Source organism: Rhodoferax sp., from assembly GCF_028714215.1.
Lineage (GTDB): Bacteria > Pseudomonadota > Gammaproteobacteria > Burkholderiales > Burkholderiaceae_C > Rhodoferax.
In genome coordinates this window covers 1-26942 of record NZ_JAQTMS010000050.1, presented here as the reverse complement: position 1 = coordinate 26942, position 26942 = coordinate 1, and the positions used below count along the sequence as shown (strand labels likewise).

Genomic DNA, 26942 nt, shown 5'->3' with positions numbered 1-26942 from the left:
CAACGCGACCCTCACTTATTTGCGGACAAGTTCTAAATCCCCGAGTTGAATACGGCTTTGAAAACACTACACTGACACCAGTAAGTGCATTCTTGTCACCGGAATGAAGGCCATCATGATCGAGCAAGCCCTGACACTACCATGCGGCCACGAAGTGGCAAACCGGATTTGCAAGGCGGCCATGACGGAAGGCCTGGCCGACGCGCACGACCATCCGACGCCGTCGCATCTGCGCTTGTATGCCAACTGGGCGCGCGGCGGTGCCGCCATCCTGCTGACCGGCAACATCATGGTGGATCGGCGCTACCTGGAACGCGCCGGTAATGTGGTGGTCGAAGACGCGTCCGGCTTGCCGCAGTTGCATGCCTGGGCGCAGGCGGTACATGACGGCGGCAGCCAGTTGTGGGCACAGATCAGTCATCCGGGACGGCAGTGCCCGCGCCTGGTCAACCTGAGCCCGCTGGCGCCGTCGCCAGTCCAGTTGCAGGTGATGGGGAATTTCGGCAAGCCCCGCGCGGCGTCCGAGGCCGACATCCAGGACGTCATCCAACGCTTCGCCAATGCGGCCGCGCTGCTGCAGGACGCCGGTTTCGATGGAGTTCAGATCCATGCCGCGCATGGCTATCTGCTGTCCCAGTTTCTGTCGGCCCGCACCAACCTGCGGCTGGATCGCTGGGGTGGCCCGCTGGCCCAGCGCGCCAGCCTGTTGCTGGAAGTGATTCGCGCCGTGCGAACCCGGGTGGGAGCGGGCTACCCGATTGCCGTCAAGCTCAACTCGTCAGACTTCGTCAAAGGTGGATTCACACTGGCCGATAGCGTCCAGGTGGTGCAGTGGCTGAATGACGCAGGCATTGACTTGCTGGAGGTCTCAGGCGGCACGTACGAGCAGCTCGAGTTCTTCAAACCAGCGGCGGCGGAGCAGATTCGTGACAGCACGCGGGAGCGCGAAGCGATGTTTCTGGAATATGCCAAATCCCTCAAGGCGGTGGCGCGCATGCCCATCATGGTGACCGGTGGTTTTCGTACCCTGGCCGGCATGGAGGCAGCGTTGACTGGCGGCCACACCGACATGATTGGCTTGGCCCGCCCGTTCTGTCTGGACCCCGACTTTCCGACGCGCCTGTTGACCGGTCAAATGGCAAGGCTGCCGGTGCCCGAGGACCGGCTGGTGCTGGGGCGCGGCTACTGGAGCCCCGCTAGCCGTTCGAATTCGATGCGCTCCTTGAACAATTTATGCCAGGCCGGTTGGTACTACCACCAGATCGAGCGACTCGGTGCCGATCAATTGCCGCAGGCGGAATTGAGTCCACTTAAAGCCCTGTTTGCCCATCTGGGAAAAGACTTCGCGCGTGGGTTGCGGCGCAAGTTCACCGCGCCTCATTGATCGCGTGGCTACGACCCCGGCACAGGGCGAATCATGGCAGCCAAATAGACCTGACAAAACTCCGGCGGCAATCGGCGCACTCGCCCACTGCTGAGTTCAATGCAGACCAGATCCCAGCGACCGCGCATGATGGTGGCCCGATCCCGGTTGCGGATCAGTTGAAACCTCCTCTCCAAGGTCATTTTTCCGTCACTCCCGCTGACCCAGGTGGCAAGGGTCAATTCGTCACCGAGTACGGTGGGCAACAGATAGTCGTATTCGCCGCGTCGAATCGCCATCGCGCGATCAAGGCGCTGATAGTCCATCAGGCTCAGGCCGCAGGCCTCCGAGTGAGCCCAGCCAATCTTCTCGCACCACTGGACATAAACCGCGTTGTTGGTGTGATTCAGACCATCGATATCATCGGCCCGCGGTGATGCGGGCAAGGTGAAGGGGTTCGGATAGTCCCAATGCATAAACGTGAATTGAATCCAAGGATCGCCATCTTAGCTGGCAGCCCTTGGCTTACTTCTTGAGGTTGGCAACAGACGCAAAGTTGGCCCTGCCCCAAATGGACAGTGCCAGAAACTGGCAAAGCCCTCTAAGCGCATTGTTCTGGTGCACAGATGCACGCATATTGTGCGATACTAGGGTTTACCCTGATATTCAGGGTTTACCTTGATTTTGAGAACCCCCACCGTGAACACATTACATTTTCTTTGGCTCGGCATACGCTCCGCCTACCAGGCTTTTGGCCGCAATTCCGACAAGCAGGAGCAGCACGCCGCCGACGCCTATCTTTCCCAGGCGCAATCCTTCGCCGACCTTGAGTACCGTCAGCGTCAATGGCTGCAATCCCACTGAACAGAGCGGGGTGACTTGCCACCGCACCTCCAGTAACCTATTTTTCGGAACTTCTCATGCACCTTCTTCTCTTCATCAAATCCTTGTTTGCCGAGCCTACATTTGTCACCGGTGAGCGCGTCAATCATGTTCGCCACGGCACCATTGAGCGCACCGACGGCTACGTTATTGCCCAGACTGACAAAGGCGTGATGGTCGAATGGCCTCATTTCGGCACCAGTTTCATGTCCGCTTCCGAATTGTGCGTCATCAGCTGAATCGCTTGCTGAAAGTCAGCCCCGCTCTGCGTCCAACCCCGGAAAGAGCACGTCGATAAAACCAAAGCGGGTGAAATCCCGCACCCGCATCGGGTACAGCTTGCCGATCAGATGGTCGCACTCATGCTGCACCACGCGCGCATGAAAACCATCGACTGTGCGGTCCAACGGATCACCGTACTGGTCAAAACCTGTGTAGCGGATACGCGAGAAGCGCGGCACCATCGCGCGCAGCCCCGGCACGGAGAGACAACCCTCCCAGTCTTCCACTTCAAGCACGTTGGGGTCACTCTCAGACGAACCCAGCGCCGTGATGACGGGGTTGATGAGAACTGTTTTTGGCACCGGCGGCGCATCCGGATAGCGTGGGTTGCGCGCATTGCTGCCAAAAATCACCAACTGCAAATCGACCCCGATTTGTGGTGCAGCCAGCCCGGCACCGTTGGCGGCCAGCATGGTATCGAGCATGTCGGAGATCAGCAGATGCAACTCGTCGCTGTCAAACGCAGTCACCGGCCGGGCCACCCGTAGCAGGCGTGGGTCGCCCATTTTGAGAATCTCACAAACCGCCATCAAGCAACTCCTTCAAACCGGCTTCGTCCAGCACCGCAACGCCAAGCTCGCGTGCCTTGTCAAACTTGCTGCCGGCCTCGGCGCCGGCCAGCACAAAAGTGGTTTTTTTGCTGACCGACCCGGCTACTTTACCGCCCGCCGCCTCGATCAGATCCTTGGCCTGGTCCCGGCTCAGGGTCGGCAGTGTGCCGGTAATGACAATAGTCTTGCCGCTCAACGGCTTGGGACTGGCGGGTGCCGGCTCACCCTCCTGCCATCTCACTCCGCAAGCACGCAGCTGCTCCACCACCTCGCGGTTATGCGGCTGGTCAAAAAATGTACGCAGGCTTTCGGCCACGATCGGACCGACATCGCCAACCTGCAACAATTGCTCGATGCTGGCGTCCATGATGGCGTCGAGCTTGCCAAAATGGTGAGCCAGCGCTTTTGCCGTGGCCTCGCCAACATGGCGTATGCCGAGCCCGAACAGAAAGCGCGGCAGCGTGGTTTGCTTCGACTGTTCCAGCGCTTGGACGATGTTCTGCGCCGACTTGTCGGCCATGCGGTCCAGGCTGGCGAGTGAACTCAAGCCCAAGCGGTACAAATCGGGCAAGGTACGAATCACATTGCCATCAACCAGTTGATCGACCAGTTTTTCACCCAGGCCTTCCACCTCAACCGCCCGACGCTGGGCAAAGTGCAGGATCGACTGTTTACGCTGGGCACTGCAAAACAGGCCGCCGGTGCAGCGGTAGTCGGCCTCGCCCTCCTCCCGCACCGCCGCGCTGCCACAGACCGGGCATTGGCGCGGCATGGTGAACTGCTGGGCGTCGGACAAGCGCCTCTCAGGCAATACCGACACCACCTCCGGAATCACATCTCCGGCACGGCGCACGATCACCGTGTCACCGATGCGAACGTCTTTGCGGCGCGCCTCGTCTTCGTTGTGCAGCGTGGCGTTGGTGACGGTAACGCCACCGACAAATACAGGGGCCAGTTTGGCCACCGGAGTGAGTTTGCCGGTACGCCCGACTTGCACCTCAATGCCCAGGACGGTGGTGAGTTGTTCTTGCGCCGGAAACTTGTGCGCCACGGCCCAGCGCGGCTCGCGTGTCACAAAGCCAAGCTGCTTTTGCAGTTGCAAGCTATTGACCTTGTAGACCACGCCGTCGATGTCAAACGGCAAGCTGTCGCGCTGCCGGCCGATGGACTCGTAATAGCTTGTCAATTCGGCGGCACCTTGTGCCAGACTGACCAGGGATGAGACCGGAAAACCCCATGACTTCAGGGTCTGCAACAGCTTGAAATGGGTCTCGAATTCAGCGCCGTCGCTGCTCGCGGACGTGACCTCCCCCAAGCCGTAGGCAAAGAAGCTCAAGGGGCGCTGGGCTGCAATGGCCGGGTCCAGTTGGCGCACCGCACCAGCGGCCGCATTGCGCGTGTTGACAAAGGTTTTTTGGCCCTTCTCACGCTGCTTCTGATTCAGGGCTTCAAAGTCGTCGCGGCGCATATAGACCTCGCCCCGCACTTCCAGCACCTGCGGCACCGTATCCGGCAAGCGCAACGGAATCTGGCCGATGGTACGAATGTTTTGGGTGACGTCCTCACCCATCTCGCCATCACCGCGGGTTGCGGCCTGCACCAACACGGCGTGTTCATAGCGCAGGTTCATGGCCAGGCCATCGAACTTGGGCTCGGCCACGTACTCGATGCCAGGAGCCGAATCATCCATTCCGAGTTCCCGCCTGACGCGGGCATCGAAATTAAGGGCTCCGCTGGCCTCGGTATCGGTTTCGGTGCGAATGCTCAGCATGGGTACCGCATGGCGCACGCTGACGAACTGGTCAAGCGGGCGACCCCCGACCCGCTGCGTGGGTGAATCCGGCGTCACCAGTTCAGGATGATCCGCCTCTATCGCCTGCAACTCCTGAAACAGGCGGTCGTACTCGGCATCCGGAATGCTGGGCTCATCGAGCACGTAGTAGCGGTGCGCATGCCCGTGCAAGGCGCGCTTGAGCTGCTCAAGGTGGCTCAAATCGGGTGTGTTGGCCCCCGCAGGGTTGAACAAATCTGGCGTCGTCATGTGGCCAACGGGCAAATCATCCGGTTCAGGAAAATAGTCGCCGCGCCGCACCCGATCCGGCGGACAGGTCGTGCTGCTCCAGTGTGTCGTACAACTGCTCCAGCTCGCTGCCTATCAGTTCCATCGCCGCGACCGACAAGAGCATGCCGTTGTCGTCCGTCACCACGCCATCCATGCCCTCGGCCAGCGAGCGGGCGGCATCGCGCATGCGCCCAAAAGCGCGTTCGCCACGGTCGACTTGGGCAACATCCAGACTGATGGCAAGTTCCCGAATGGCCGACTGCGCCGGGTCATCGGCCATGGCGGCTTGCGCATCAAAACTCAACACCAGGACCGGCGGCAGACCCGGCAAACTGGCGGGTATCACCATGCGACCGGGTATGGAGCCGGCAACAAAGCCCAGGCGGGAGGCATTTTGCTGCACATAACCGGGGCTCCAGGCGGCATTGCGGGCGCGCAAAACAAAGCCCAACTGGGCATCGTGTTCGCTGGCAAACTGATCCAACTCACGCGCCCGCGCCACCTCGTTGCGCATCTCCGGGAAATCCGGCGTGCCGTTGATGGCATCGCAAAAGACCTGCGTCTTCATGACAAATTCCGAGTACTCAATGTCGTTCAGCGCGCCAGAACGGTTGGCCAGCTGCACCCCGGCCTGAAACATGCCGTACCGCTGACCAGGCAGGGGAATTTCCCAACGCTGGCTGACCTCATTGAAACCTTCGATGGAAAACGACTTGCCGCCGGCCCGGCGGGTTGGCGGCATGGCGGCCAGAGCGGCTTCACCCGACACCGGAGCATCCAGTGCAATCGATGCAATCACATCGATCAAGGCATCGAGAGCCGGTTTTTTTTCCGCTGCAGCCACCGGAAAGCTGGCCACGTCGAACGCAGCCGCATCAAGCTCCGGCTCGACAGCGGCACCGGCCTGCTGTCCGGCGTCCGGCGTACCGGCGGCATCAGGGAGCGTTGCCTGCCGGGGCAAGTTCCGGCGCGATGTCCAGGCACCGTGGGCGACCATGATCGCCAGCACCAGACCCCCCACCACGGCCAAACCAACTTGAAGATTACTCATGGAAATTACTCACGGGAATCAATTGACTGCCGTCATCGAGATGGCCGCATCCATGTCGACTGCCACGATGCGGGACACGCCCTGCTCCTGCATCGTCACACCGATCAATTGCTCGGCCATCTCCATCGCAATCTTGTTGTGACTGATGAACAGGAACTGGGTTTCACGGCTCATGCTGAGCACCAGTTTTGAATAACGCTCGGTATTGGCGTCGTCAAGCGGTGCGTCGACCTCGTCGAGCAGACAAAAAGGCGCCGGATTGAGCTGAAAAATGGCAAACACCAGAGCGATCGCAGTCAGGGCTTTTTCACCACCCGAGAGCAAATGAATGGTCTGATTTTTCTTGCCTGGCGGTTGCGCAATCACCTGCACGCCGGAGTCGAGAATCTCGTCACCGGTGATCACCAGCCGGGCGTTGCCACCGCCGAACAGCTCCGGGAACATTTTCCCAAAGTGCTGGTTGACGGCGTCGAAAGTAGCCGCCAACAGGTCCCTGGTTTCAGTATCGATCTGGCGGATTGCCTCCACCAGCGTGGTCATCGCTTCATTCAGGTCAGCCGACTGGGCATCCAGGAAGTTCTTGCGTTCACTGGCAACAGCAAGCTCATCAAGGGCTGCCAGATTGACGGCGCCCAAGGCGGCAATGTCGCGATGCAGACGGTCAATCTCGCCTTGCAAGCCGCCCAGTCGAACCGCACCGTCCACGATCGATTGGGCCAGCACCACGAGATCCGCCTGCGCCTCGATCAGCAACTGGCTGTATTGCTCAAAACCCAGGCGCGCGGCCTGCTCCTTGAGTTGATACTCGGTAATGCGTTGCCGCAGCGGGTCGAGTTCACGCTCGGCCTTCAGGCGCCGCTCATCGCTGGCACGCAACTTGGTTGTCAAATCGTCGTACTCACTGCGTTTTGCCGCCAATGCTTTTTCGCGTTCAAGCTTGCTGGCCAGGGCGCTCTGCAAACCGGCCAGCGCAGCCGCGTCATTGAGTCGCAGCAGTTCTTCGCCGGCTCTTTCGACTTCCGCGTTGACGGTATCCATCTGCAATGCCGCGGTTTCAATTGCACGCGACAGTTCGGCGCGACGCGCGTCGAGGCTGCGCATGGAAAATACAGCCTCTTGCGCCTGGCGATCCAAGCTGCGCTGCTGCTCTCTGGCCTGACTCAACGTGCGCTCGGCAAGGATGACTTGTTCACCCAACTGCGCGTGACGCTCCTGGCTATCGGCGAGCTGCAGGTCAAGTTCTTCAAAATGCTCTTCCGCACTGACGCGGCGCTCCTGCAAGTCACCTAGCTGAGCATCCACTTCAGCCAGATCAGCCCCGATCTGTACACTGCGCAGGCGCATCTGCTCGGCCGCCTGTGCCAAGCGCAGGGTTTCCACCTGCAATTCATGCGCGCGGCTTTGACTCAGGGCTGCTTCACGACGGCCAAGCACCAGACGCTGCGAAGCATCGGCATAAGCCGCCTCGCCGCGCGCCAGCGCCGAGCGGGATTCATCGCTGATCAGTACTTGGGCTCGAAGTTGTTTCTCCAGGTTCTCTATTTCCTGGGCTCGGGCCAGCAAACCAGCCTGTTCCGAGTCGGGCGCATAAAAGCTCACGCTGTGGGCGCCTACCGCATGACCTGTTTTTACAAAGATCAATTCGCCCGGCTGCAACTTTTCGCGACTGGCCAATGCCTCTTCCAAAGTCGCAGCGGTGAAGCAACCCTGTAGCCAATCAGCCAGCACGGCTTTTTGACCGGCGTCGCCAAGCCGTATCAAATCGGATAGACGCGGCAGGGCTGACGCATTTTTTTCCGGCAAAGAGGCCAACGGAGGGCTGTAAAAGGCCAGTTTGGCCGGCGGCGCATCGTTGCCAAAGGCCCGCACCATCTCCAGGCGGGACACTTCCAAGGCGCCCAGACGTTCACGCAGCGCGCCTTCCAGCGCGTTTTCCCAGCCGCGCTCAATGTGAATACGGTTCCACAAACCCTGCAAGCTGTCGAGTCCATGCTTGCTCAGCCAAGGTTGCAGCTTGCCGTCGGTCTTGACCCTCGCCTGCAAGGCCTTGAGTGCCTCCAGGCGGGCCGACAGATCCGCCAGACGAGCCGACTCGTCATTGACGGCTTGTTGCTGCTGGCGCCGACTGTCGTCAAGTTCTGGCACCAACTGCTGCAACTCATGCAGACGGGCCTCGGCCACGCTGGCTGCCTCCTGCGCCTCTTCGAACTGGCTTTGGAGCGTGATCAGGCGGCCTTCATCGGGTGCCACCAGGGTCTTGCTCTCGCCGCTCAGGCGCTCACGGCGACTGCCGAGCTGGCGTGACTGCTCCTCGATACTGCGCTGCTCCGCCGCCAATACCTGGATTTTCTGCTGCAACTGTGTCACGCCGCGACCCTGCTCATTGGTCACCTGTTGTGCCAGCCGCAAAGCATCTTCCAGGTCGGGCAATTGCTGCGCCTGCTCTTCCAGTTGGGCCACCAGCAAGCCGGACTTTTCTTCACCGAGCAAGGCCAGCTCAGACAGGTTTTCAATTTCCAGCTGGGCCTCTTCCTTGCGTGTGGCCCATTGGGTGATCTGCTCTTTGAGCGTCACCAGGCGCTGCTCCAGGCGCTGGCGGCCCTCCACCACGTAGCGGATCTCAGTTTCCAGCCGACCCACCTCGCTGCTGGCTTCGTACAACAGACCCTGGGCCTGATTGACCTGGTCGCCGGCTGCGTAATGCGCCTGACGTACCGTTTCCAGTTCGGCCTCGATGTGGCGCAGATCGGCTACCCGGCCCTCCAGGGCATTGACCGCGGTTTGTGCATCGGCCTTGATCTTGGCCTGCTCCGCCTCGGACTCGGCGCGCTTGAGAAACCATAGCTGATGCTGCTTGAGCGTCACATCGACAGACAGTGCGTTGTACTTTTGCGCAACTTCGGCCTGGCCTTGCAGTTTTTCCAGGTTGACATTGAGCTCGCGCAGAATATCTTCCACACGGGTCAGATTGCTGCGGCTGTCCTGCAAACGATTTTCCGTCTCGCGGCGGCGTTCCTTGTATTTGGACACGCCGGCCGCCTCCTCCAGAAACAGACGCAGTTCTTCAGGCTTGCTTTCGATGATACGGCTGATGGTGCCCTGACCAATGATGGCGTAGGCACGCGGCCCCAGCCCGGTTCCCAGGAACACATCCTGCACATCACGACGGCGCACCGGCTGGTTGTTGATGTAGTAGCTGCTGGTGCCATCGCGCGTCAACACCCGCTTGACGGCAATTTCGGCGAACTGGCTCCACTGACCACCAGCCCGGTGGTCGGCGTTGTCAAACACCAGTTCCACGCTGGCGCGGCTGGCTGGTTTGCGGTTGGTGGTGCCATTGAAGATGACGTCCTGCATCGACTCGCCGCGCAACTCCGAGGCCTTGGACTCGCCCAACACCCAACGCACCGCATCCATGATATTGGATTTGCCGCAGCCATTCGGTCCAACCACCCCCACCAGTTGCCCCGGCAGCATGAAATTGGTCGGCTCGACGAAGGACTTGAAACCTGATAACTTGATCGAATTAAGACGCACGGATCACTGACGCTAATTAAGCGGTTGATTTAAGGAAAGCAAGGGCCGTGGACCAGCCCACAAGACATCCCGTCATGATAACTTGCCTGACTCATGTCCCGTCGCCGACGAGACGGCCGCCTGCGCCAGCGCCATTACCTGGTGCGCTGGCTGGTCTTTGAACCGGTGATCGCTCCACACCTGGCGCCAGCGGCGTGCACCTGGCAATCCATGGCGCAGACCCAGCATATGGCGGGCAATGGCCGTCCAGGGCGTGTCGTGCTGGGCGGCCTCACGACTCATGTAGTCGCACATCTGCTCTTCCACCTGTTCGCGGCCCGAATCGGCAGTGCCAACCCCGTAAAAAGCCGCGTCCCACTCGCTGAGCCACCAGGGATTGTGGTAAGCCGCCCGACCCAGCATGACACCGTCCACCTGTTGCAGTTGGTCTCGTATCTGCGCGCTGGTCGCGATGCCACCGTTGACGACAACGGTGAGTTGCGGAAAGTCGCTTTTGAGCCGGTAGGCCCACTCGTAGCGCAAGGGTGGAAGTTCGCGGTTTTCCTTGGGCGAAATGCCCTTCAGCCAGGCGTTACGGGCATGCACGATGAAGGTGCGGCAGCCAGCCTCACTGACCGCACCGACAAAATCGCGCACAAAGTCGTAGCTCTCAACCTTGTCGATGCCGATGCGATGTTTGACGGTGACAGGCACTTGCACCACATCCAGCATGGCCTTGACACAGTCCGCCACCAGCTGCGGCTCAGCCATCAGGCAGGCGCCAAAAGCGCCGCGTTGCACCCGCTCGCTGGGGCAACCGCAGTTCAGGTTGATCTCGTCGTAACCCCACTGCTCACCCAGCTTGGCACAGTGCGCCAGGTCCGCCGGCTCGCTGCCACCCAGTTGTAGCGCAACCGGATGCTCTTCAACGTTGTAACGCAGATGACGCGCCACGTCGCCGTGAAGCAAGGCGCCAGTCGTCACCATTTCCGTGTACAGCAGGGCGTGACGCGTGAGCAGACGATGAAAATAGCGGCAATGGCGGTCAGTCCAATCCAGCATCGGCGCAACCGACAGCTTCCAGCGGTCTGGGGGAACAGGTTTCAAGCTTGACATCGGATCGATTATCCCAGCCATGGCACAAGCCACTGGACATTGATGAAGTCGAGCAGCCGCCTTTGTGATGCCTGAACCGGGTCTGATCGAATGACCCGCTGGATCACTTTTCGTCGCAGTTGTCTGGTGGCCAACAGCAGCGCTTGGCGATTGCGGTCAGGGGCTCACGCACCATGGCGCGGCGTCGTGCGCAAATGCCATCCACAAAGCCCAAACCGAGCTGGCGGCGAGCGCCAGACCGGCCAGACGTACCCCCCAGTCTCCAAAACCTTGCCCGCCCAGACGCAGCCATAGCCAGGCCCCCGCCGTCATCGAGACACCGGTGCCCAAGGCAAACAAGGCCATCACGATGGCGCCCTCTACCGCACTACCGGTCAAAGCGGCAACCAGCAGGGCCGAGTAAAGCAAGCCACAAGGCAGGAAAGTCCAAAAGACCCCGATTACCAGCGGCGCTCCCCGACCACGTCCCATGGCCAGTGCACGCGCGCCCGACCAGATCCTTCTGCCGGCCTGCTCCAGCCAGACCGGTTGCTGCGCTTGCCACAGCAACAGCAGGCCCAGCACAAAAGTCGCCACATGAAACAGTGTCCAGACCGGCCGCAACGCCGCCGACTGGAGCGTCAGCCAACCCAGACCTTGAATCGAAGCCGCGGCCAATGCACCCAGCGCGGAATAGCCCAGTACCCGTCCCGCCTGGAAGCCCAGCATCGCCCTATTTTTACGCGGACCCGCCGAGTGTCCAATGCCGGCACAGGCGGCACCACACATTGCTATGCAGTGTGGTCCGCCGGCCAATCCCATCAAAAGCGCGGTCAAGGCAAGAGATGATTGCATCTGCCGATGCTAAATGATCTTGGAGAAGCGCGCGCGGTTGCGGTCCGTCTGCAAATAGCGATCAAACACCATGGCCACGGCACGCACAAAAAACCAGCCCATGTCGGTCACCTGAATGCCAGTGTCATCCAGGGTTACCAGCCCTTGTTCGGCAAGTTTCTGCAAGGCTTCCATCTCGGAGGCAAAGTAATTGCGAAACTCCACCAGATAGGCCAACTCGATGGACTCAAACGACACTTGCCCCTGGCACATCAGGCCCATGATGACGGCACGACGAACCAGGTCGTCGCGCGAAAGCGCCAGGCCGCGCACCACCGGAAAACGACCCTGGTCCAGAAAATCGTAATACTCTTCCAGCGTCTTGGCGTTCTGGCTGTAGGTGGCACCAATGCGGCCAATGGACGACACCCCGAGGCCGATCAGATCGCAATCGGGCTGCGTGCTGTAACCCTGAAAATTCCGATGCAAGCGCCCCTGCCGCTTGGCGATCGCCAGCGAATCGGTGGGAAGCGAAAAGTGGTCCATCCCCACGTACACATAACCGGCACCGATAAAAGACGCCATGGAACGCGCCAGCATCGCAACCTTGGCACCGCCACTGGGAATCTCGACGGTAGGAATCCGGCGCTGCGGCTTGAAGCGCTCCGGCAAATGGGCATAGGCATATAGCGCAATACGCTCTGGTCGCAACTCGATGATCTGAGCCACCGTGCGCGCAAAAGACTCCGGACTTTGCTTGGGCAGACCATAGATCAGATCGACATTGATCGAGTCAAAATTGCGCTCGCGCGCCGCCGCCACCAACGCAAAAACCTGCTCGGCCGGCTGTATCCGGTGCACCGATTTTTGAACTTCCGGATCGAAATCCTGAACACCAAAACTCAAACGATTGAATCCCAACTCGGCCAGCGTATCGAGCCGTGAGGCATCAATGGTGCGTGGATCGACCTCGATCGAGTATTCGCCACCCGCTGGCAGGTTGAAGCTGCGTCGCAACATGGCCATCAATTCGCGCAGCTCGTCATCCGACAGAAAGGTGGGAGAACCACCGCCCAGATGCAACTGCGTCACCGTTTGTCCAACCCCCAATTGCGCCGTGTGCAGATCAACCTCGCGACTCAAATAACGCAGGTAAGGAGCGGCCCTGTCGTGGTGCTTGGTGATGATCTTGTTGCAGGCACAGTAATAGCACAGGGATTCACAAAAAGGAATGTGCACATAGAGGGACAACGGCAGCGTCATGGCCGCGGCGCCCGAGCGTCGCAGGGTCAAGGCCTGGGTGTAATCTTCAACCGAAAAGGCTTCAACGAAACGGTCCGCTGTGGGATACGAGGTGTAGCGTGGCCCGGAAACGTCAAACCGACGCAACAGGTCTTCGGAAATTGGTTCAGCAACTGCTGCGTTCATGAATACTCCTTGGCAAGTATGCTGAATATGCCTTAAATGCTGGATTTTATCTTGATATTCATCAAAAGAGACGGGGGTTGAATTCCCGCAAATTTGACTGATATCAGGACCGCTGGCAAATTGGTGCCAAAATGAGGGACATGAACCCTCAAACCATCAAAGTAGCCTGTTCGGATTGCAATCTTAGGGAACTGTGCATGCCAGTGGACCTGAGCAAGGAAGAGCTTGACCGTATTGACGACCTGGTGGCCGCCAGACGCAAGATCAAACGCGGCACGACACTCTTTCGCAATGGCGAAAAGTTTACCAGTTTGTACGCCATTCGCACCGGATTTTTCAAGACCTGCGTGGCTTCTGAGGATGGCAGGGATCAGGTAACGGGGTTTCAAATGGCCGGTGAAGTTGTTGGTCTGGACGGCATCGTGAATGACCACCACACCTGCGACGCTGTTGCGTTGGAAGACGCCGAGGTCTGCGTGATGCCATTCGACCGGATTGAGGAATTTTCCCGTGAAGTAAATTCACTGCAGCGTCACGTTCACAAAATTCTAAGTCGGGAAATTGTGCGTGAACACGGCGTCATGTTGCTGCTGGGCAGCATGCGGGCAGAGGAGCGTCTGGCCACCTTCCTGTTGAACCTGGTGCAGCGGCTACACGCCCGGGGCTTCTCCCAATCGGAGTTGATACTTCGAATGACCCGCGAGGAAATTGGCAGCTTTCTGGGGTTGAAACTTGAAACCGTGAGCCGGACATTTTCCAGATTCGTGGAAGATGGCATCGTGGAAGTCAAGCAACGTCATGTCCGCATTCTGAACACGGCGGCGCTGCGGGACATCGTCAACCCCAAAGCACCGATCTGAGTTACTGAAACAAAACATCCGGATACGCCAACAGACAATATGTCTTGACGGCCCGAGCGAGGGGTAACTCAACCTAAGGTTTGGCGACCGCGTTGGCTGACGGCACAACCCCGGTTGCAGCATGGTTACGGGCCTGCATTGCCGGCGCCAGACCAGAACCACTAGCCTCCTTGCCCAAGGTCTTGTTGATATCAATCCCTTTGCGGTAATAGTCTTCGGCAACAACCGGATCCGGTCGTGTCACCGCGAGATAGAGGGTTATGAAGCTGGCTACAACGACGATTGCCGGACCCGCCACGATAAGCCAGACATGACCAAACCTCCACCAAGGAACAGTTGTATCAAGAGTGCCATTCTGCATATCAAATCCTTATTGTGGAAGCAAAAATCTCTGTCGAATCCGGAAGTCAACCCGACACTCTGGATCTCACAGCGAGTGGTGTGGGAACCCGGGGCTGTGCGTCCACCGGGAGCAGCACCACTGCGCGCAGATCAGTGGTGCTGGCCCAGTGACGTTCATGATCTGGAGCCGCTAACGACCTCGATATTACGGCGCCCCACGACATGGGCCAAGATGCCCCGGTCTCGAACGACAGACCAACCTCGTGACCGGGGATGCACACCGCACACTACTTGGCAGCAACCCCGCCCTTATTCGAAAGCCCCCACACATAGGACGCCAGCACATGGATCTGGGCTTCGGAGAACTTGTCCCCATGGGCTGGCATGATGTTGGTCTTGCCGCCGTTAATCATGGCAATGATGGCCGCCTCGCCATAACCATGCAACCAGATATTGTCAGTCAGGTTGGCCGAGCCAAGCGCTTGCATACCCTTGCCGTCTGGACCGTGGCAGGCAGCGCAAACGACGAATTTCTCCTTGCCAAGCGCCGCACGAACCGAATCGTGCGGGCTACCGGACAGGCTCAAAACATACTGCGCGACATTCTTGACATCATCCGCCGTGCCCACTGCAGCAGCCATCGGCGGCATCATGCCAATACGTCCTTTTGTGATGTCCGCCTTGATGATCTCCGGAGTGCCGCCACCCAACCAATCGTTGTCAGTCAAGTTCGGAATCCCCTTATTGCCGCGGGCATCGGAGCCATGACATTGGGCGCAGTTGTTCATGAACAAACGCTCGCCAATGGCCATCGCTTGCGCATCCTTGGCCACGTCTTCCGGCTTCATGGCAGAAAACTTGGCGTACAGGGGCGCCGTCTCCGCATTGCCCTTATCGACTTCGGTCTGATGTTGGCCCGAAGAGGTCCAAGCCAATTTGCCTGCGTAAGTGCCCAAGCCGGGGTACAGGGCCAGATAGACCAAGGCAAAAACGATGGTGATGACAAACAGCCAAGCCCACCAGCGCGGCAAGGGGTTGTTCATCTCACGCAAATCGCCGTCCCACACATGTCCGGTGGTGTTGTCACTGGCGGTCGTGGCCTTGGCCTTGCCGGTCACCCAGAGCAGCAGCAGACAGGCCAGAATACTGACTACCGTGATCCCGGCAACGTAGACCGACCAGAAGTTACTTGTAAAGTCGCTCATATTTTTTTCCTTTTAGTGCGGTTCGTCAGTCTTGCTCGAAAGGCAGATTGGCAGCCTGTTCGAAATCAGCGGCTTTGCCACGTGAATAAGCCCACGCAATGATGCCGATAAACATGAGGAAACTAACTACCGTAGCCAATGATCGGAGGGAGTTGATATCGAATTCCATGTCAAGGTCCCCCTTCTATTTCACCAAAGTACCCAATACCTGCAAATAAGCAATGACGGCCTCGATTTCCTTCTTGCCTTTAAGCTCCTCGGACGACTTGGCTATCTGCTCATCGGTATAGGGCACGCCCACAGTGCGCAAAGCCCTCATGTGCGCCGGCATGGAAGCGGCGTCCACGTTGTCCTTGAGCAACCATGGATAGGCCGGCATATTCGATTCCGGAACAACATCCCGTGGATTGTTCAGGTGGTCACGATGCCACTGATCGCTGTACTTCCCACCGACGCGCTGGAGATCGGGACCGGTGCGCTTGCTACCCCACTGGAACGGGTGGTCATAGACAAATTCGCCAGCCACCGAGTAATGGCCGTAACGCAAGGTCTCGGCACGGAACGGCCGAATCATCTGCGAATGGCAGTTGTAGCAGCCCTCACGGGTGTAGATGTCGCGCCCCGCCAGTTGCAGCGCGGTGTAGGGCTGCAGACCCTTGACCGGCTCGGTCGTGGATTTCTGGAAGAACAGCGGAACAATTTCGACCAAGCCACCGAACAACAACACAACCAGGATCAAAACGATCATCAGGAAGTTGTTGGTTTCAATTTTTTCGTGCGACAGTCCGCCGCTGGTATTGTTATTTGCCATGGTATTTGCTCCTCAGGCGTGGGCAACGGCGGCCGGAATGGTCACGGTAACGGAACGGCCATTGGTGGCTGTCTTCAGTACGTTCCAGAGCATGATCAACATACCGGCAAGGTACAAGAGACCACCCAATAAACGCAGCACATAGAACGGGAAGGTGGCCTTGACGGATTCCACAAAGGTGTAGGTCAAGGTACCGTCAGCGTTGATGGCACGCCACATCAGACCTTGCATCACACCGGCAATCCACATGGCTGCGATGTAAATGACAATGCCGATCGTCGCCGTCCAGAAATGCACCTCGATGGCCTTGACGCTGTACATCTTCTTCTGGCCAAACAGACGCGGAATCAGGTAGTACATACTGCCCATGGTGACCAGACCGACCCAGCCCAAAGCCCCCGAGTGCACATGGCCCACGGTCCAATCGGTGTAGTGCGACAGCGCATTGACGGTCTTGATCGACATCATCGGGCCTTCAAAGGTCGACATGCCATAGAACGACAGGGAGACGATCAGGAAACGCAAGATCGGGTCGTCGCGCAGCTTATGCCAAGCCCCCGACAGCGTCATGATCCCGTTGATCATGCCACCCCAACTGGGCGCCAGCAATATCAGGGAGAACACCATGCCGACCGATTGTGTCCAGTCCGGCAGCGCGGTGTAATGCAGGTGGTGCGGGCCGGCCCACATGTAGGTAAATATCAGCGCCCAGAAGTGAACGATGGACAGACGGTAAGAATAAATCGGCCGCTCCGCCTGCTTCGGAACGAAGTAGTACATCATGCCCAGGAAGCCGGCCGTCAGGAAGAACCCGACTGCGTTATGGCCATACCACCACTGCACCATGGCATCCTGCACGCCAGCATAAGCCGAATACGATTTCAAGAAACCGGCAGGAATGGCGGCACTGTTGACCAGGTGCAGCAAGGCCACCGCAATGATGAACGCGCCAAAAAACCAGTTGGCAACGTAAATGTGGCGGACTTTTCGGGTTCCGACGGTGCCAAAAAACACCACCGCAAAGGACACCCAGACCACAGTGATCAAGATGTCAATGGGCCACTCCAGCTCGGCGTATTCCTTGCCCTGGGTGTAACCCAAAGGCAAAGAAATCGCAGCCGCCAGAATCACCAGTTGCCAACCCCAAAAAGTGAAGGCGGCCAGCTTTTCGCCAAATAGCCGAACCTGACAGGTGCGCTGCACCACGTAATAGGCTGAAGCGAATAAACCACAACCACCAAACGCAAAAATCACTGCGTTGGTATGCAGTGGTCGCAAGCGACCATAAGTCAACCAGGGAATACCAAAGTTGAGTTCGGGCCAGGTTAGCTGCGCGGCGATGATCACGCCGACCAGCATGCCTACCACACCCCAGACTACGGTCATGATGGCAAACTGCCTGACGACCTTATCGCTATAGGTCGTGGCTAGCGTATTGGGAAATATCATTTACACCTCTTCTCAGTTAGTTCTGGCTAAAGTTTCTCACGATGAGGATGGGTTCCGGGTGATTCTTGTCAAATTCCAAAAGTATTTTCATGAATCCTTAAGAATTCGCTCTCCTTCGGCCTCCATGTCTTCAAATTGACCGCGATAGATAGCCCACCAAAGACCGGCGAGTATGAAAAAAACGAGGATTACCGACAAAGGAATCAGCAAATAAAGTATGTCCAAAGTGACCCTTTCATTGAGTTGGCGGCTTCGCCAAACGCAGTGCATTGAACACCACCAACAGCGAGCTTAAACCCATTCCCAGACCCGCCAACCAGGCTGGCAGCAAGCCGAGCACGGCCAGTGGCACACAGACCGCGTTGTAAATGGCAGCCCAGGCCAGATTCTGACGAACCACGCGCAGGGTACGCCGCGCCAACTGGACGGTTGTCACGATGGCGCCGATTTGATCACCCAGCACGACAAAATCTGACTGCGCCTGTGCCAGCGGCACCGCCTGACCAAAGGCAAATGAAGCATGTGCAGCGGCCAGCATCGGACCATCGTTGAGCCCATCTCCCACCACCGCGACCTTGTCGCCACTTTGCTGGGCGCGGCGCAAGAAATCGAGCTTGTCTTGCGGCGAACAGTTTCCTTGAAAGTTGCCGATACCGACCTGAGCCGCCAACCGCCCCGCCGCCTCGGTACTGTCTCCCGACAACAGATGCACCGCAATGCCGGCGTCCCGAAGTGCCGTGACCGTGGCCCGTGCGTCAGGCCGAACATCCTCATGCAGGACAAACGTCGCCAGCCAGCCCTGTTCATCGCTCAAAAAAGCCTGCAGGGAATCTGATCGCACCGGCTTCACGCCGCAGAAGTCAGCCGATCCAAGGCGCAGGCGCGTGGCCGGCAAACCGACTTCGCTGGAGCAGACCTGGCCGCTTACGCCCGCCCCCGCGACCTCTTGCACGGCGCTCGCTTGCCATGGCGTGCCGGCGCCACCCTGCCCGGCAGCGGCCAGCGCTCTGGAAACCGGGTGCAGCGAATACTGCGCCAAAGCCGCTGCCATGGCCAGCACCTGGGCCACCGGCATACCTTCTCGCACCTGGCTGGATCCCAAAACCATGGCATCCCGCGTCAAGGTTCCGGTTTTGTCAAACAAGACCGTATTGACGACGGCCAGCGATTCAAAGGCGTCCAGCCGCCGCACCAGAACACCGCGTCGCGCCAGAGTGCCGGCCGCGGCCAGCATGGCGGCCGGCGTGGCCAGCGACAGGGCGCAGGGACAGGTGACCACCAGCACCGCCACCGCAACCATCAAAGCCCGTCCCGGGTCCCTTCCCCACCAGAAAGCGCAGGCCAGGCCGGCAGCCAGCAGAACCGCAATCAGGAATGGTTTGGCGATGCGGTCGGCCAGTCGAGCCAAGGGCGGTTTGGTGGTTGAGGCGCTTTCCATCAACGCGACGATCTGGGCGTAACGGGTTTGCTCGCCGACCCGCTCGACGCGGATCTGCACCACGGTCGAGAGGTTATGACTGCCAGCAACCACCGCACTGCCGACCCCACGCGCCACGGGACGCGACTCGCCCGTCAGCAGCGCCTCGTCAACCATCGTACAGCCCAGCAGCACCACGCCGTCGGCCGGCAGGGTTTCGCCTGGCAAGACGCGGATCAGGTCTCCCATTTGCAGGCGGCGCACCGGCACGCGCTCATAAGTACCGTCCTGTTTCTGCCGCAATACGCTGTCGGGCAAGCGGTTCATCAACGCTTCGAGCGCGCCGGCAGTTCGATCCCGCAGGCGCAACTCCAGCCAGCGACCGGCCAGCAGGAAAAACACGAACATGGTGAGCGAGTCGAAATACACCTCGCGCCCAAAGTGTCCCTGAGGTTCAAAAGTACCGGCGCTACTGACGGCAAAAGTAATCAGCATGCCCAGGGCCACCGGCAAGTCCATGCTGACCCGCCGCTGCATCACATCGCGCAGTGCGTTGCCAAAAAATGGACCGCATGAAAACAGGATCACCGGCAGTGTCAGGACCCAGGAAGCCCAACGCAGGAGCTGCTCCATCTCGGGCGTCAAATCGCCGGCCGCCGCCACGTACGCCGGGTAGGCGTACATCATCACCTGCATCATGCACAAGCCGGCCACGGCCAAACGCCAAAGCGCCTTGCGGGCCTCCCGGTTGCGCCGTTCACGGGCAAATGCGTCATTGGCCGGAACGGCCCGGTAGCCGGCCGCTTGAATCGCCCGCATCCAGTCAGAAGGCCGAACCAGGTCGGCCGACCAGACGACACGCGCCCGGTGGCTTCCCGCACTCACATCAGCCTGCTCGACGCCGGGCACGCTCAGCAGCGCATCCTCAAGGGTCAAGGCACAGGCGGCGCAGTGCATGCCCTCAATCAACACGTTGGACTGCCAGCAATTGGCGCGCCGCGCGTCGGGACGACTGAAGGCAGACCATTCCAGCGGGTCGTCCAGCAGGCGCAAGAGTTCCATCGGTGGGCCCGCCTCGTGCGGACTGACCTGGGCCGGGGCGCGCACATCGTTAGCGGTTTCGGGTGCCGCCGCGGGGACGGCAGGACTGGCAGGTGACATAAGGTCCAAGGGATGCGCAGCGAGGCAAACAGTTTACCTGACCATAATCAAGCTCGGGCCGGGCAATCAGAGTAAGCTTGAGCCCGTCACTCAACAGGAGAAATTCATGTACCAGCGAATCCTTGTCGCCACCGACGGTTCCCCCTTGTCAAAAAAAGCGGTGACCAGCGCCATTGCCCTGGCGGCATTGATGGATGCCGAGTTGGTGGCCCTGAAAGTCATCCCGCGCTATCCGCAAAGCTACTTCGAGGGCGGCCTGGCCTTGCAGGCGGCCGAAGTCAGCCGGGTTGAGAAACAATGGGCCGAAGATGGTCAGGCGATTGTCGACGCGGTGCAGAAAGCTGCGTTGGCAAAAGGGGTCAGGGCCAAGGCCATCACAGTCAAATCGGACCTGGTGTCGGACGCCGTCATCGCAGCCACCAAAAAGCACAAATGCGATCTGATCGTGATGGCCTCCCATGGTCGGCGCGGCATCAAGCGCTTGCTGCTGGGCAGCGAAACCCAGCTGGTCCTCACGCACTCCCACGTGCCGGTGCTGGTTCTGCGTTAGCCGGCCCCATACTGGGCGCGCAACATATTTTTTTGCACCTTGCCCATGCTGTTGCGCGGCAGCGCATCGACCACAAGGCACTGCTTGGGCACCTTGAAATTGGCCAGCGTCGATTTCAGGTTGGCGATGATCTGGGCGGGGTCGATGCTGGCACCCGGCTTGGCAATCACCAGCGCCACGCCGACCTCACCGAAATCGGCATGGGGAACGCCGATGACCGCGCTCTCGGCGACACCCGGAAATTCATTGATGTAGCCCTCGATCTCCGCCGGATAGACGTTATAGCCGCCGCTGATGATGAGGTCTTTGCTGCGTCCCACAATCGTCACGTAGCCACGCGCATCGACCTGGCCCACGTCACCGGTCCTGAAATAGCCGTCCGAGGTAAATTCTTCGGCCGTCTTTTCCGGCATGCACCAATAGCCTTTGAATACATTGGGACCCTTGACCTCTATGCCACCGATCTCACCGGCGGGAACCGGTCGACCTTGATCGTCCCGCACGCGCAAGCTGACGCCCGGCAGCGGAAAGCCGACGGTGCCGCCGCGCCGCGCGCCGTCCTTCGCGTGATAGGGGTTGGAGGTCAGCATCACGGTCTCACTCATGCCGTAACGCTCCAGAATGGTGTGGCCGGTCCGGCGCTGCCAATCGTTGAAGGTCTCGATCAACAAGGGGGCCGAGCCGGAAATGAAGAGGCGCATGGAGCGCGCCGTCTCCCGGTTCAGCCCGGGCTCGTTCAACAAGCGCACATAGAGCGTGGGCACGCCCATGAACAGCGTTGCCTCGGGCATTTTTTGCAGCACCAGTTTGGGATCGAATTTGCCCAGCCATATCATCTTGCTGCCGTTCAGCAAGGCTCCGTGAATGGCCACAAACAAACCGTGCACGTGAAAAATCGGCAAGGCGTGAATCAGCACGTCGCCCGCTCTCCAGCCCCAGTAGTCTTTCAGCACCAGGGCATTGCTCAGCAGATTACCGTGGCTCAACATCGCACCCTTGGAGCGGCCGGTGGTGCCGCTGGTGTAGACAATCGCCGCCAGCTCATCGGGTCCACAGTGCGCCACTTGATGTCGATCCGGACAATGGGCCGCGCGCTCAAGCAGGGAGCCGCTGCGATCGTCATTGAGCGTGAACACGTTCCGGACCCCAGCCTTGAAGGCAATCTTGCTGACCCAAGCAAAGTTTTTACCGCTGCAGACGACCACCGCCGGTTCGGCGTTGCCGATGAAATATTCGATCTCGGCACTTTGATAGGCCGAGTTGAGCGGCAGATAAACGAAACCGGCGCGCAAGGTTGCCAAATACAGCAGCATCGCCTCGACCGATTTTTCCACCTGCACAGCGATGCGGGCGCCAGCCGGCAGATCCAGCGATTCCAGCAGGTTGGCCAGCATGGCCGTAGCACGCTCCAGATCACGCCAGGAGTAAAACAAGCCGTTGTCGGTTTCGATCGCCAGCGTGTCCAAGTCTTGCGGAAAAGCGGCCCGAAGTGCCGCAAAGAGGTTGCCGTTACGCGGGTTGGAGTTGTTCTGGGTAGCCATGTCAATTCGGGGTTGGAAGTGGGTTAATGGGGGAAACAACCGCCTCAAGAGCTCAAAACACAGGTTTTCTCTTTTCCAGAAAGGCCTGAATACCTTCCCGGTGTTCGGCGCTGTGGGCGTAGCCGTAGCTCTTGTCAGTCTGCTTCGCCACCTGATGGGCCGGGGTTGCAGGGTTGGTCAAGGCACGCAATGTCTGTTTGTTGAGTCGGGCTGCCTGCGGTGCCAGCGCCGCGATGCGCAGCCCGGTGGCCAGGGTCTCGTCGGCTACTTGCTGGTCCGCCAACACCCGGCTCAGAAATCCCGCGGCCTTCATGTCCGCAGCCGTCAAGATCGCCGCTTCCAGCAACATTTGCCGCGCCACACTGAAACCGGCTTCGCGCGCCACCAACTGCGCCTCACGCGGCGCCATGGGAAAGCCAAGCTTGGCAATGGGCGCCCCAAAACGGGTCGAAGCGCCAGCCAGACGAATATCGCAACAACTGGCAATCTCAACCCCGGCACCCATGCACTGACCCTCGATCTGGGCCACGATGGGCAGGTCACAGTCCAGCATGGCCTGCAAACCACCCCAGACATCCGTTTCGTGGAATTCCCGCAGGCTCGCCTCCTGAAACCGGAAGTCGACGTATTCGGAAATGTCACCACCGGCGCAGAAATTCTGATTCGCTCCCGCAATGACAACGCAGCGCAGATCCGGGTTCTGCTGAATGCTCTCAAAAACAGAGCGTAGCTGGCGCCACATGAGGCGTGACATGGCGTTCAGCTTGCCCGGATGGGACAGCGTGACCGAGGCCACCGGCCCCGAAATTGCCAGCCGCACGGAGCCACTCATGATTTGACCGCCGGCATTCCCATGACCGCGTCAGGCAGCCCGGTCGCGATGCCGGGAAAGACACAAATCAGCAGCACCGCCAAAAACATCAACAGCACAAACGGCAACACGCCCCAGATGATGTCGCTGAGGGAGATATCCGGCGCGATATTCTTGATGACAAAAATGTTCAGCCCGACCGGCGGATGAATCAGACCGGTCTCCATCACGATGGTCATCAGCACGCCGAACCAGATCAGGTCGAAGCCGGCCGCCTTCAGGGGCGGCAGGATGATGGGCGCCGTCATCAGGATGATGCTGACCGGCGGCAGGAAAAAGCCCAACAAGATCACCATCAGCAGCACCGCCGCCAGCAACACCCACTTGGACAGCTGCATGCCGACGATCCACTCGGCCGCCGACTGGCTGATGTGCAGGAAGCTCATCACATAGGAGAACAGCAGCGACATGCCGATGATCATCATCAGCATGGTCGATTCCCGCAGCGTCGCGGTCAGTATCGGCGCCACATCCTTGGGTCGCCAAACACCATAGATGGTGGCAATCAGGACAAGGGCCAGCACCGCACCCAATCCGGCGGTCTCCGAGGGTGTCGCAAAACCGCCATACAGGGCCACCATCACGCCGATCAACAGCAGCACAAAAGGTACCACGCGCGGCAGCATCTCGAACTTCTGGCGGTTCGTGAAAATCTCCCGCGCCAGCAGCGCCGACGCGGTTCCCTGGCTTTCGTAGGCACGCTGCGCCAGCTGGTATTCATGGCGATAACGCAAGACCGCGTAAGCGGCGAACAGACCTACCAGCAAGACACCGGGGAAAATGCCGGCCAGAAACAAGCGCCCGAGCGACTGCTCGGCGGCCACCGCGTACAGGATCATGGTGATCGACGGCGGCAGCAAAATCCCCAGAGTACCACCGGCCGCGATGATGCCGGCGGCAAATCCCGGCGAGTAGCCACGCTTGCGCATCTCCGGAATGCCGGCGCTGCCGATCGCCGAGCAGGTGGCCGGACTGGAGCCGGCCATGGCCGCGAACAGCGCGCAAGCGAAGACGTTGGCGATGCCGAGCCCACCCGGAATCCGGCCCATCCAGACATGCATGGCAGCGTACAAGTCCTGCCCGGCACGCGAGCGGCCGATGGCGGCACCTTTCAGGATAAACAGCGGGATCGACAGCAGTGTGATGCTGGCCATTTCCTCGTAGACGTTTTGGGTGACCGTATCGAGCGCCTGCGCCGGCATGAAGAGGTACATGAAAAGCACCGCCACGCTGCCCAGGGCAAAGGATATCGGTGCCCCCGAAAACATGAAGAGCAGCGTCACCGCGCCAAACAGCAAACCCAGCCCAAGCATGCTCATGAGCGCCCTCCGGCTGCCTTGCCGCGCAGTGCATTGACCCGCGCACTAAGCTGAATCAGGAGTTGCAGACTCAGCAAGCTCATGCCGGTAGCCATCAAACCGTAGGGAATCGACAGCGATGGCGCCCACGACGACGAGGTGGTCTGGTGCTCCACCCAGGCCTCATGAAACAAGGTCCACGACTTCCAGGCAAAGAAACTGCAAAACAGCAGGCCCAGCAGATCCACCAGCAGCAGACGCAAACGATTGAGCGAGCCGGGCAACAAGCCGGCAACGGCTTCGATGCCGACATGGCCGCGCAAAGCCTGGACAAACGAGCTGCACAGGAAAGTGGCCCCGACCAGACAAAACACGGCGGCTTCGTCCTGCCAGTCGGTGGAAGACTTCATCACATAGCGCGAGACCACGCTGTAGGTCAGCACCGCGGAGGCCGTCAGCAGGGCTAACATGCCGGCAACCACCATCAGCCGATTGATCCGCATCAGCACGACAGCTATCGGCAGCAGCAGCCGGGGCGTGTCCGGGTCCACGCCCAACACCGCGGACCCGAAGTCACTGCCGTGCGTCATGTCAGTTTTTGAGCTGCCTTCAACAGCGCAGCGCAGGATTCACTCTTCTCCGCGAAGTCTTTCCAGGCGGTTTCACGCGCGATCACCTGCCACTTCTTCAGCGCGGCTTCGTCCAGGTCATAGACTTTTGCGCCGGCCTTGGCGTAAATCTCCGCCACCGCCTTGTCGTCCGCACGGGCAGCGTCCCGTCCAAAGACTTCCAGTTCGGCGCCTACCGCCATCACCACGTCCTGCTGGTTCTTCGGCAGTTTGCCAAACACCTCCTTGGAGATCATCAAGGGCTCCAGCATGAACCAATAGGTCTTGTTGCGCCCGGTGGTCAGGTGTTTGGCGATCTCCTCCAACTTGAATGAGATGAAGCTGGTACTCGACGTCATTGCCGCGTCCATGGCACCGGTTTGCATGGCCGCGTAAATTTCATTCGACGGCAAGGTGATCACCGAGGCACCGGCAGCTTTGAGCATCATGTCCATCTCGCGGCTACCGCCCCGCACTTTCAGGCCCTTGGCGTCTTCCGGGCTGACCAAGGGCCGTGGCCGACTGGCGACACCGCCGGCCTGCCAGACCCAGCTGACGATCAGCACACCTTTGTCATTGAGTACTTTCGAAAGCAGTTTGCCGACTTCGGCGTTTTTCCAGAGCGCGCCCTGTTCATAGCTGGGCACCAGGGCCGGCATCAGGCCGATATTGGTTTCGGCCACCTCGCCGCCAGCATAGGACACGGGCACCAGACTCATGTCCAGCGCGCCCTTGCGCATGGATGAAAATTGGGCATTGGTCTTCATCAGGGAAGAGCCGGGATAGACCGAAGCCTTGAGTGCACCCGCCGTTCGTTTCTCGACCTCCTGGGCAAAACGCCGGCACAGCCGATCCCTGAAATCACCTTCGGTCAAGGTACCGCCGGGAAATTGATGCGAGATCTTCAAACCGCCGGCCGCGTTTTGCGCCCAGGCCCCGCCGCTCATGGCCGTCAACGCCGCGCCACCGGCCGCGGTCATGAAATTCCGTCTCGATAAAGTCATTTTTGTCTCCGGGTTTATGGCCAAACTTCTGTTGGCCTATTTTAGAAAAATGGCAGATTCACCAAATCACAGGAAATAGTCCTCCACGCTTGCGGAAACCGGGACTTTCCCCTGCGCCATCATGACACGATGCCGTTCCAGGCGCTTGAGATCGTAGAGATAGTTGACCATCATGCCGTACGACTGCTTCATGCCCTTGGGCGATGGGTCGCCGGCCCAGTTCAGGCGCTCGATCCGGGCACCGTTGCCGATGTGAAAACGAGCCACCGGATCAAGAGGTTTTCCGCCCACCAGTTCCTGGCTCAGGTAGTAGGCGGCACACTGCAGCAGCAGATGGCGAAGCGGCGATTTCGCATCCAGTTCCAAGGCCTTGTCGGCGGCACTTAACAAGTGCGCTGCGGTCACCGGCTCCAAGCCAACGGCACGCGCCAGTTCGGCACGTGCTTTCTCGTCCAGTTTGTCGAGCATGGCAGCCGCCCTTTTTCCCAGCCAGGCGCGAAAGCCCGGCATCGGCGACAGCGTGGAAAAAGTTTTCAGGCGCGGGAATTCGGCCTTCAGGGTTTCCACCACGCGCTTGATCAGCGAGTCGCCAAAACTGACGCCACGCAGGCCGGCCTGGGTATTGCTGATGGAGTAGAAAATCGCGGTGGTGGCCTTGTTAAGGTCTTCCACGGCGGCCGCTTCATCCAGCAACGGCGTGATGCCCTGGGCGATCTCATGCAACAAGGCGACCTCGACAAAAATCAGCGGATCGTCGGGCA

26 protein-coding genes are annotated in these 26942 nt (G+C 59.6%); 5 read left to right on the top strand and 21 right to left on the bottom strand.

Annotated features, from left to right (window positions below):
• The first annotated feature begins 115 nt into the window (after positions 1 to 115).
• On the top strand, positions 116 to 1384 hold the full coding sequence (locus tag PHS32_RS18840; protein WP_301080643.1) for an NADH:flavin oxidoreductase/NADH oxidase family protein: 1269 nt from the start codon (positions 116 to 118) through the stop codon (positions 1382 to 1384).
• Positions 1385 to 1392: 8 nt separating this feature from the next.
• Here the strand turns inward: PHS32_RS18840 and PHS32_RS18835 are convergent, their stop codons facing one another.
• The gene (locus PHS32_RS18835) at positions 1393 to 1839 is read right to left on the bottom strand and encodes a thioesterase family protein (RefSeq protein ID WP_301080642.1); all 447 of its coding nucleotides are present in this window, start codon (positions 1837 to 1839) and stop codon (positions 1393 to 1395) included.
• Between the two features lie 223 nt (positions 1840 to 2062).
• Here PHS32_RS18835 and PHS32_RS18830 point away from each other — a divergent pair, with 223 nt between their 5' ends.
• Positions 2063 to 2227 (top strand): hypothetical protein, encoded by a 165-nt coding sequence (locus PHS32_RS18830; protein ID WP_301080641.1) that lies wholly within the window; start codon positions 2063 to 2065, stop codon positions 2225 to 2227.
• 56 nt (positions 2228 to 2283) lie between these two features.
• Entirely contained in the window at positions 2284 to 2484 is a 201-nt protein-coding gene (locus tag PHS32_RS18825; RefSeq protein WP_301080640.1) for a hypothetical protein, read from the top strand.
• A 15-nt stretch (positions 2485 to 2499) separates the two neighbouring features.
• Here the strand turns inward: PHS32_RS18825 and def are convergent, their stop codons facing one another.
• From def to hemN, 7 genes are all read right to left on the bottom strand, one after another.
• Positions 2500 to 3057 carry a peptide deformylase gene (gene def, locus PHS32_RS18820; RefSeq protein ID WP_301080638.1) on the bottom strand — a complete coding sequence of 186 codons (558 nt, stop codon included), beginning with the start codon at positions 3055 to 3057 and terminating at the stop codon, positions 2500 to 2502.
• Positions 3044 to 5119 carry an NAD-dependent DNA ligase LigA gene (ligA, locus tag PHS32_RS18815; protein WP_301080637.1) on the bottom strand — a complete coding sequence of 692 codons (2076 nt, stop codon included), beginning with the start codon at positions 5117 to 5119 and terminating at the stop codon, positions 3044 to 3046. Before ligA ends, def begins: the two co-directional genes overlap by 14 nt.
• A 25-nt stretch (positions 5120 to 5144) precedes the next feature.
• Positions 5145 to 6191, bottom strand: a complete 1047-nt coding sequence (locus PHS32_RS18810; RefSeq protein ID WP_301080636.1) for a cell division protein ZipA C-terminal FtsZ-binding domain-containing protein — start codon at positions 6189 to 6191, stop codon at positions 5145 to 5147.
• 18 nt (positions 6192 to 6209) lie between these two features.
• Positions 6210 to 9728: a chromosome segregation protein SMC gene (gene smc, locus PHS32_RS18805; RefSeq protein ID WP_301080634.1), complete on the bottom strand. Its 3519-nt coding sequence runs from the start codon at positions 9726 to 9728 to the stop codon at positions 6210 to 6212.
• Between the two features lie 72 nt (positions 9729 to 9800).
• Entirely contained in the window at positions 9801 to 10823 is a 1023-nt protein-coding gene (gene dusA, locus PHS32_RS18800; protein ID WP_301080632.1) for a tRNA dihydrouridine(20/20a) synthase DusA, read from the bottom strand.
• A gap of 156 nt (positions 10824 to 10979) precedes the next feature.
• Entirely contained in the window at positions 10980 to 11657 is a 678-nt protein-coding gene (locus tag PHS32_RS18795; protein ID WP_301080631.1) for a sulfite exporter TauE/SafE family protein, read from the bottom strand.
• A gap of 9 nt (positions 11658 to 11666) precedes the next feature.
• On the bottom strand, positions 11667 to 13064 hold the full coding sequence (gene hemN / locus PHS32_RS18790) for an oxygen-independent coproporphyrinogen III oxidase (protein WP_301080630.1): 1398 nt from the start codon (positions 13062 to 13064) through the stop codon (positions 11667 to 11669).
• Between the two features lie 140 nt (positions 13065 to 13204).
• Here hemN and fnr point away from each other — a divergent pair, with 140 nt between their 5' ends.
• Positions 13205 to 13924, top strand: coding sequence for a fumarate/nitrate reduction transcriptional regulator Fnr (fnr, locus tag PHS32_RS18785; protein ID WP_301080629.1), 720 nt, complete (start codon positions 13205 to 13207; stop codon positions 13922 to 13924).
• A gap of 73 nt (positions 13925 to 13997) precedes the next feature.
• On the opposite strand, the gene PHS32_RS18780 is transcribed toward fnr, so the two are convergent.
• From PHS32_RS18780 to PHS32_RS18750, 7 genes are all read right to left on the bottom strand, one after another.
• On the bottom strand, positions 13998 to 14285 hold the full coding sequence (locus PHS32_RS18780) for a FixH family protein (protein WP_301080628.1): 288 nt from the start codon (positions 14283 to 14285) through the stop codon (positions 13998 to 14000).
• Between the two features lie 268 nt (positions 14286 to 14553).
• Complete coding sequence (gene ccoP, locus PHS32_RS18775; RefSeq protein WP_301080627.1) at positions 14554 to 15471, bottom strand: cytochrome-c oxidase, cbb3-type subunit III; 918 nt, start codon at positions 15469 to 15471, stop codon at positions 14554 to 14556.
• Between the two features lie 25 nt (positions 15472 to 15496).
• A complete protein-coding gene (locus PHS32_RS18770) occupies positions 15497 to 15640 on the bottom strand; it encodes a cbb3-type cytochrome c oxidase subunit 3 (protein WP_301080626.1) in 144 nt (47 codons plus the stop codon).
• A 15-nt stretch (positions 15641 to 15655) separates the two neighbouring features.
• Positions 15656 to 16282 (bottom strand): cytochrome-c oxidase, cbb3-type subunit II, encoded by a 627-nt coding sequence (gene ccoO, locus PHS32_RS18765; protein ID WP_301080625.1) that lies wholly within the window; start codon positions 16280 to 16282, stop codon positions 15656 to 15658.
• A 12-nt stretch (positions 16283 to 16294) separates the two neighbouring features.
• Positions 16295 to 17731, bottom strand: a complete 1437-nt coding sequence (gene ccoN, locus PHS32_RS18760) for a cytochrome-c oxidase, cbb3-type subunit I (RefSeq protein WP_301080623.1) — start codon at positions 17729 to 17731, stop codon at positions 16295 to 16297.
• An 87-nt stretch (positions 17732 to 17818) separates the two neighbouring features.
• Positions 17819 to 17956, bottom strand: coding sequence for a cbb3-type cytochrome oxidase assembly protein CcoS (gene ccoS / locus PHS32_RS18755; protein ID WP_301080622.1), 138 nt, complete (start codon positions 17954 to 17956; stop codon positions 17819 to 17821).
• Between the two features lie 10 nt (positions 17957 to 17966).
• Positions 17967 to 20309 (bottom strand): cation-translocating P-type ATPase, encoded by a 2343-nt coding sequence (locus PHS32_RS18750; RefSeq protein WP_301080621.1) that lies wholly within the window; start codon positions 20307 to 20309, stop codon positions 17967 to 17969.
• 106 nt (positions 20310 to 20415) lie between these two features.
• Here PHS32_RS18750 and PHS32_RS18745 point away from each other — a divergent pair, with 106 nt between their 5' ends.
• Entirely contained in the window at positions 20416 to 20859 is a 444-nt protein-coding gene (locus tag PHS32_RS18745) for a universal stress protein (RefSeq protein WP_301080620.1), read from the top strand.
• Here the strand turns inward: PHS32_RS18745 and PHS32_RS18740 are convergent.
• The 6 genes from PHS32_RS18740 to PHS32_RS18715 all read right to left on the bottom strand — a co-directional run.
• Positions 20856 to 22400, bottom strand: a complete 1545-nt coding sequence (locus PHS32_RS18740) for a malonyl-CoA synthase (protein WP_301080619.1) — start codon at positions 22398 to 22400, stop codon at positions 20856 to 20858. The two genes, PHS32_RS18745 and PHS32_RS18740, sit on opposite strands and share 4 nt — an antisense overlap.
• Positions 22401 to 22452: 52 nt before the next feature.
• On the bottom strand, positions 22453 to 23232 hold the full coding sequence (locus tag PHS32_RS18735) for an enoyl-CoA hydratase/isomerase family protein (RefSeq protein WP_301080618.1): 780 nt from the start codon (positions 23230 to 23232) through the stop codon (positions 22453 to 22455).
• Complete coding sequence (locus tag PHS32_RS18730; RefSeq protein WP_301080617.1) at positions 23229 to 24590, bottom strand: TRAP transporter large permease; 1362 nt, start codon at positions 24588 to 24590, stop codon at positions 23229 to 23231. The genes PHS32_RS18735 and PHS32_RS18730 overlap by 4 nt, the downstream gene beginning before the upstream one ends.
• Complete coding sequence (locus tag PHS32_RS18725; RefSeq protein ID WP_301080657.1) at positions 24587 to 25072, bottom strand: TRAP transporter small permease subunit; 486 nt, start codon at positions 25070 to 25072, stop codon at positions 24587 to 24589. Before PHS32_RS18725 ends, PHS32_RS18730 begins: the two co-directional genes overlap by 4 nt.
• Positions 25073 to 25155: 83 nt before the next feature.
• A complete protein-coding gene (gene dctP, locus PHS32_RS18720) occupies positions 25156 to 26124 on the bottom strand; it encodes a TRAP transporter substrate-binding protein DctP (RefSeq protein WP_301080656.1) in 969 nt (322 codons plus the stop codon).
• A 123-nt stretch (positions 26125 to 26247) separates the two neighbouring features.
• On the bottom strand, positions 26248 to 26942 hold a 695-nt coding region (locus PHS32_RS18715), incomplete at its 5' end, for a malonyl-CoA decarboxylase family protein (protein ID WP_301080616.1).

What these genes read in the sequence shown, in the direction of transcription:
- PHS32_RS18750 (WP_301080621.1), bottom strand. Translation starts at nt 20,309, where the DNA reads ATGTCACCTGCCAGTCCTGCCGTCCCCGCGGCGGCACCCGAAACCGCT.
- PHS32_RS18740 (WP_301080619.1), bottom strand. Translation starts at nt 22,400, where the DNA reads ATGGCTACCCAGAACAACTCCAACCCGCGTAACGGCAACCTCTTTGCG.
- ccoP (WP_301080627.1), bottom strand. Translation starts at nt 15,471, where the DNA reads ATGAGCGACTTTACAAGTAACTTCTGGTCGGTCTACGTTGCCGGGATC.
- PHS32_RS18840 (WP_301080643.1), top strand. Translation starts at nt 116, where the DNA reads ATGATCGAGCAAGCCCTGACACTACCATGCGGCCACGAAGTGGCAAAC.
- PHS32_RS18825 (WP_301080640.1), top strand. Translation starts at nt 2,284, where the DNA reads ATGCACCTTCTTCTCTTCATCAAATCCTTGTTTGCCGAGCCTACATTT.
- PHS32_RS18810 (WP_301080636.1), bottom strand. Translation starts at nt 6,191, where the DNA reads ATGAGTAATCTTCAAGTTGGTTTGGCCGTGGTGGGGGGTCTGGTGCTG.
- dctP (WP_301080656.1), bottom strand. Translation starts at nt 26,124, where the DNA reads ATGAGCGGCGGGGCCTGGGCGCAAAACGCGGCCGGCGGTTTGAAGATC.
- PHS32_RS18780 (WP_301080628.1), bottom strand. Translation starts at nt 14,285, where the DNA reads ATGCAGAATGGCACTCTTGATACAACTGTTCCTTGGTGGAGGTTTGGT.
- PHS32_RS18730 (WP_301080617.1), bottom strand. Translation starts at nt 24,590, where the DNA reads ATGAGCATGCTTGGGCTGGGTTTGCTGTTTGGCGCGGTGACGCTGCTC.
- def (WP_301080638.1), bottom strand. Translation starts at nt 3,057, where the DNA reads ATGGCGGTTTGTGAGATTCTCAAAATGGGCGACCCACGCCTGCTACGG.
- PHS32_RS18745 (WP_301080620.1), top strand. Translation starts at nt 20,416, where the DNA reads ATGTACCAGCGAATCCTTGTCGCCACCGACGGTTCCCCCTTGTCAAAA.
- PHS32_RS18795 (WP_301080631.1), bottom strand. Translation starts at nt 11,657, where the DNA reads ATGCAATCATCTCTTGCCTTGACCGCGCTTTTGATGGGATTGGCCGGC.
- PHS32_RS18725 (WP_301080657.1), bottom strand. Translation starts at nt 25,072, where the DNA reads ATGCGGATCAATCGGCTGATGGTGGTTGCCGGCATGTTAGCCCTGCTG.
- PHS32_RS18835 (WP_301080642.1), bottom strand. Translation starts at nt 1,839, where the DNA reads ATGCATTGGGACTATCCGAACCCCTTCACCTTGCCCGCATCACCGCGG.
- ccoN (WP_301080623.1), bottom strand. Translation starts at nt 17,731, where the DNA reads ATGATATTTCCCAATACGCTAGCCACGACCTATAGCGATAAGGTCGTC.
- PHS32_RS18770 (WP_301080626.1), bottom strand. Translation starts at nt 15,640, where the DNA reads ATGGAATTCGATATCAACTCCCTCCGATCATTGGCTACGGTAGTTAGT.
- ccoO (WP_301080625.1), bottom strand. Translation starts at nt 16,282, where the DNA reads ATGGCAAATAACAATACCAGCGGCGGACTGTCGCACGAAAAAATTGAA.
- PHS32_RS18735 (WP_301080618.1), bottom strand. Translation starts at nt 23,232, where the DNA reads ATGAGTGGCTCCGTGCGGCTGGCAATTTCGGGGCCGGTGGCCTCGGTC.
- ligA (WP_301080637.1), bottom strand. Translation starts at nt 5,119, where the DNA reads ATGACGACGCCAGATTTGTTCAACCCTGCGGGGGCCAACACACCCGAT.
- dusA (WP_301080632.1), bottom strand. Translation starts at nt 10,823, where the DNA reads ATGTCAAGCTTGAAACCTGTTCCCCCAGACCGCTGGAAGCTGTCGGTT.
- fnr (WP_301080629.1), top strand. Translation starts at nt 13,205, where the DNA reads ATGAACCCTCAAACCATCAAAGTAGCCTGTTCGGATTGCAATCTTAGG.
- hemN (WP_301080630.1), bottom strand. Translation starts at nt 13,064, where the DNA reads ATGAACGCAGCAGTTGCTGAACCAATTTCCGAAGACCTGTTGCGTCGG.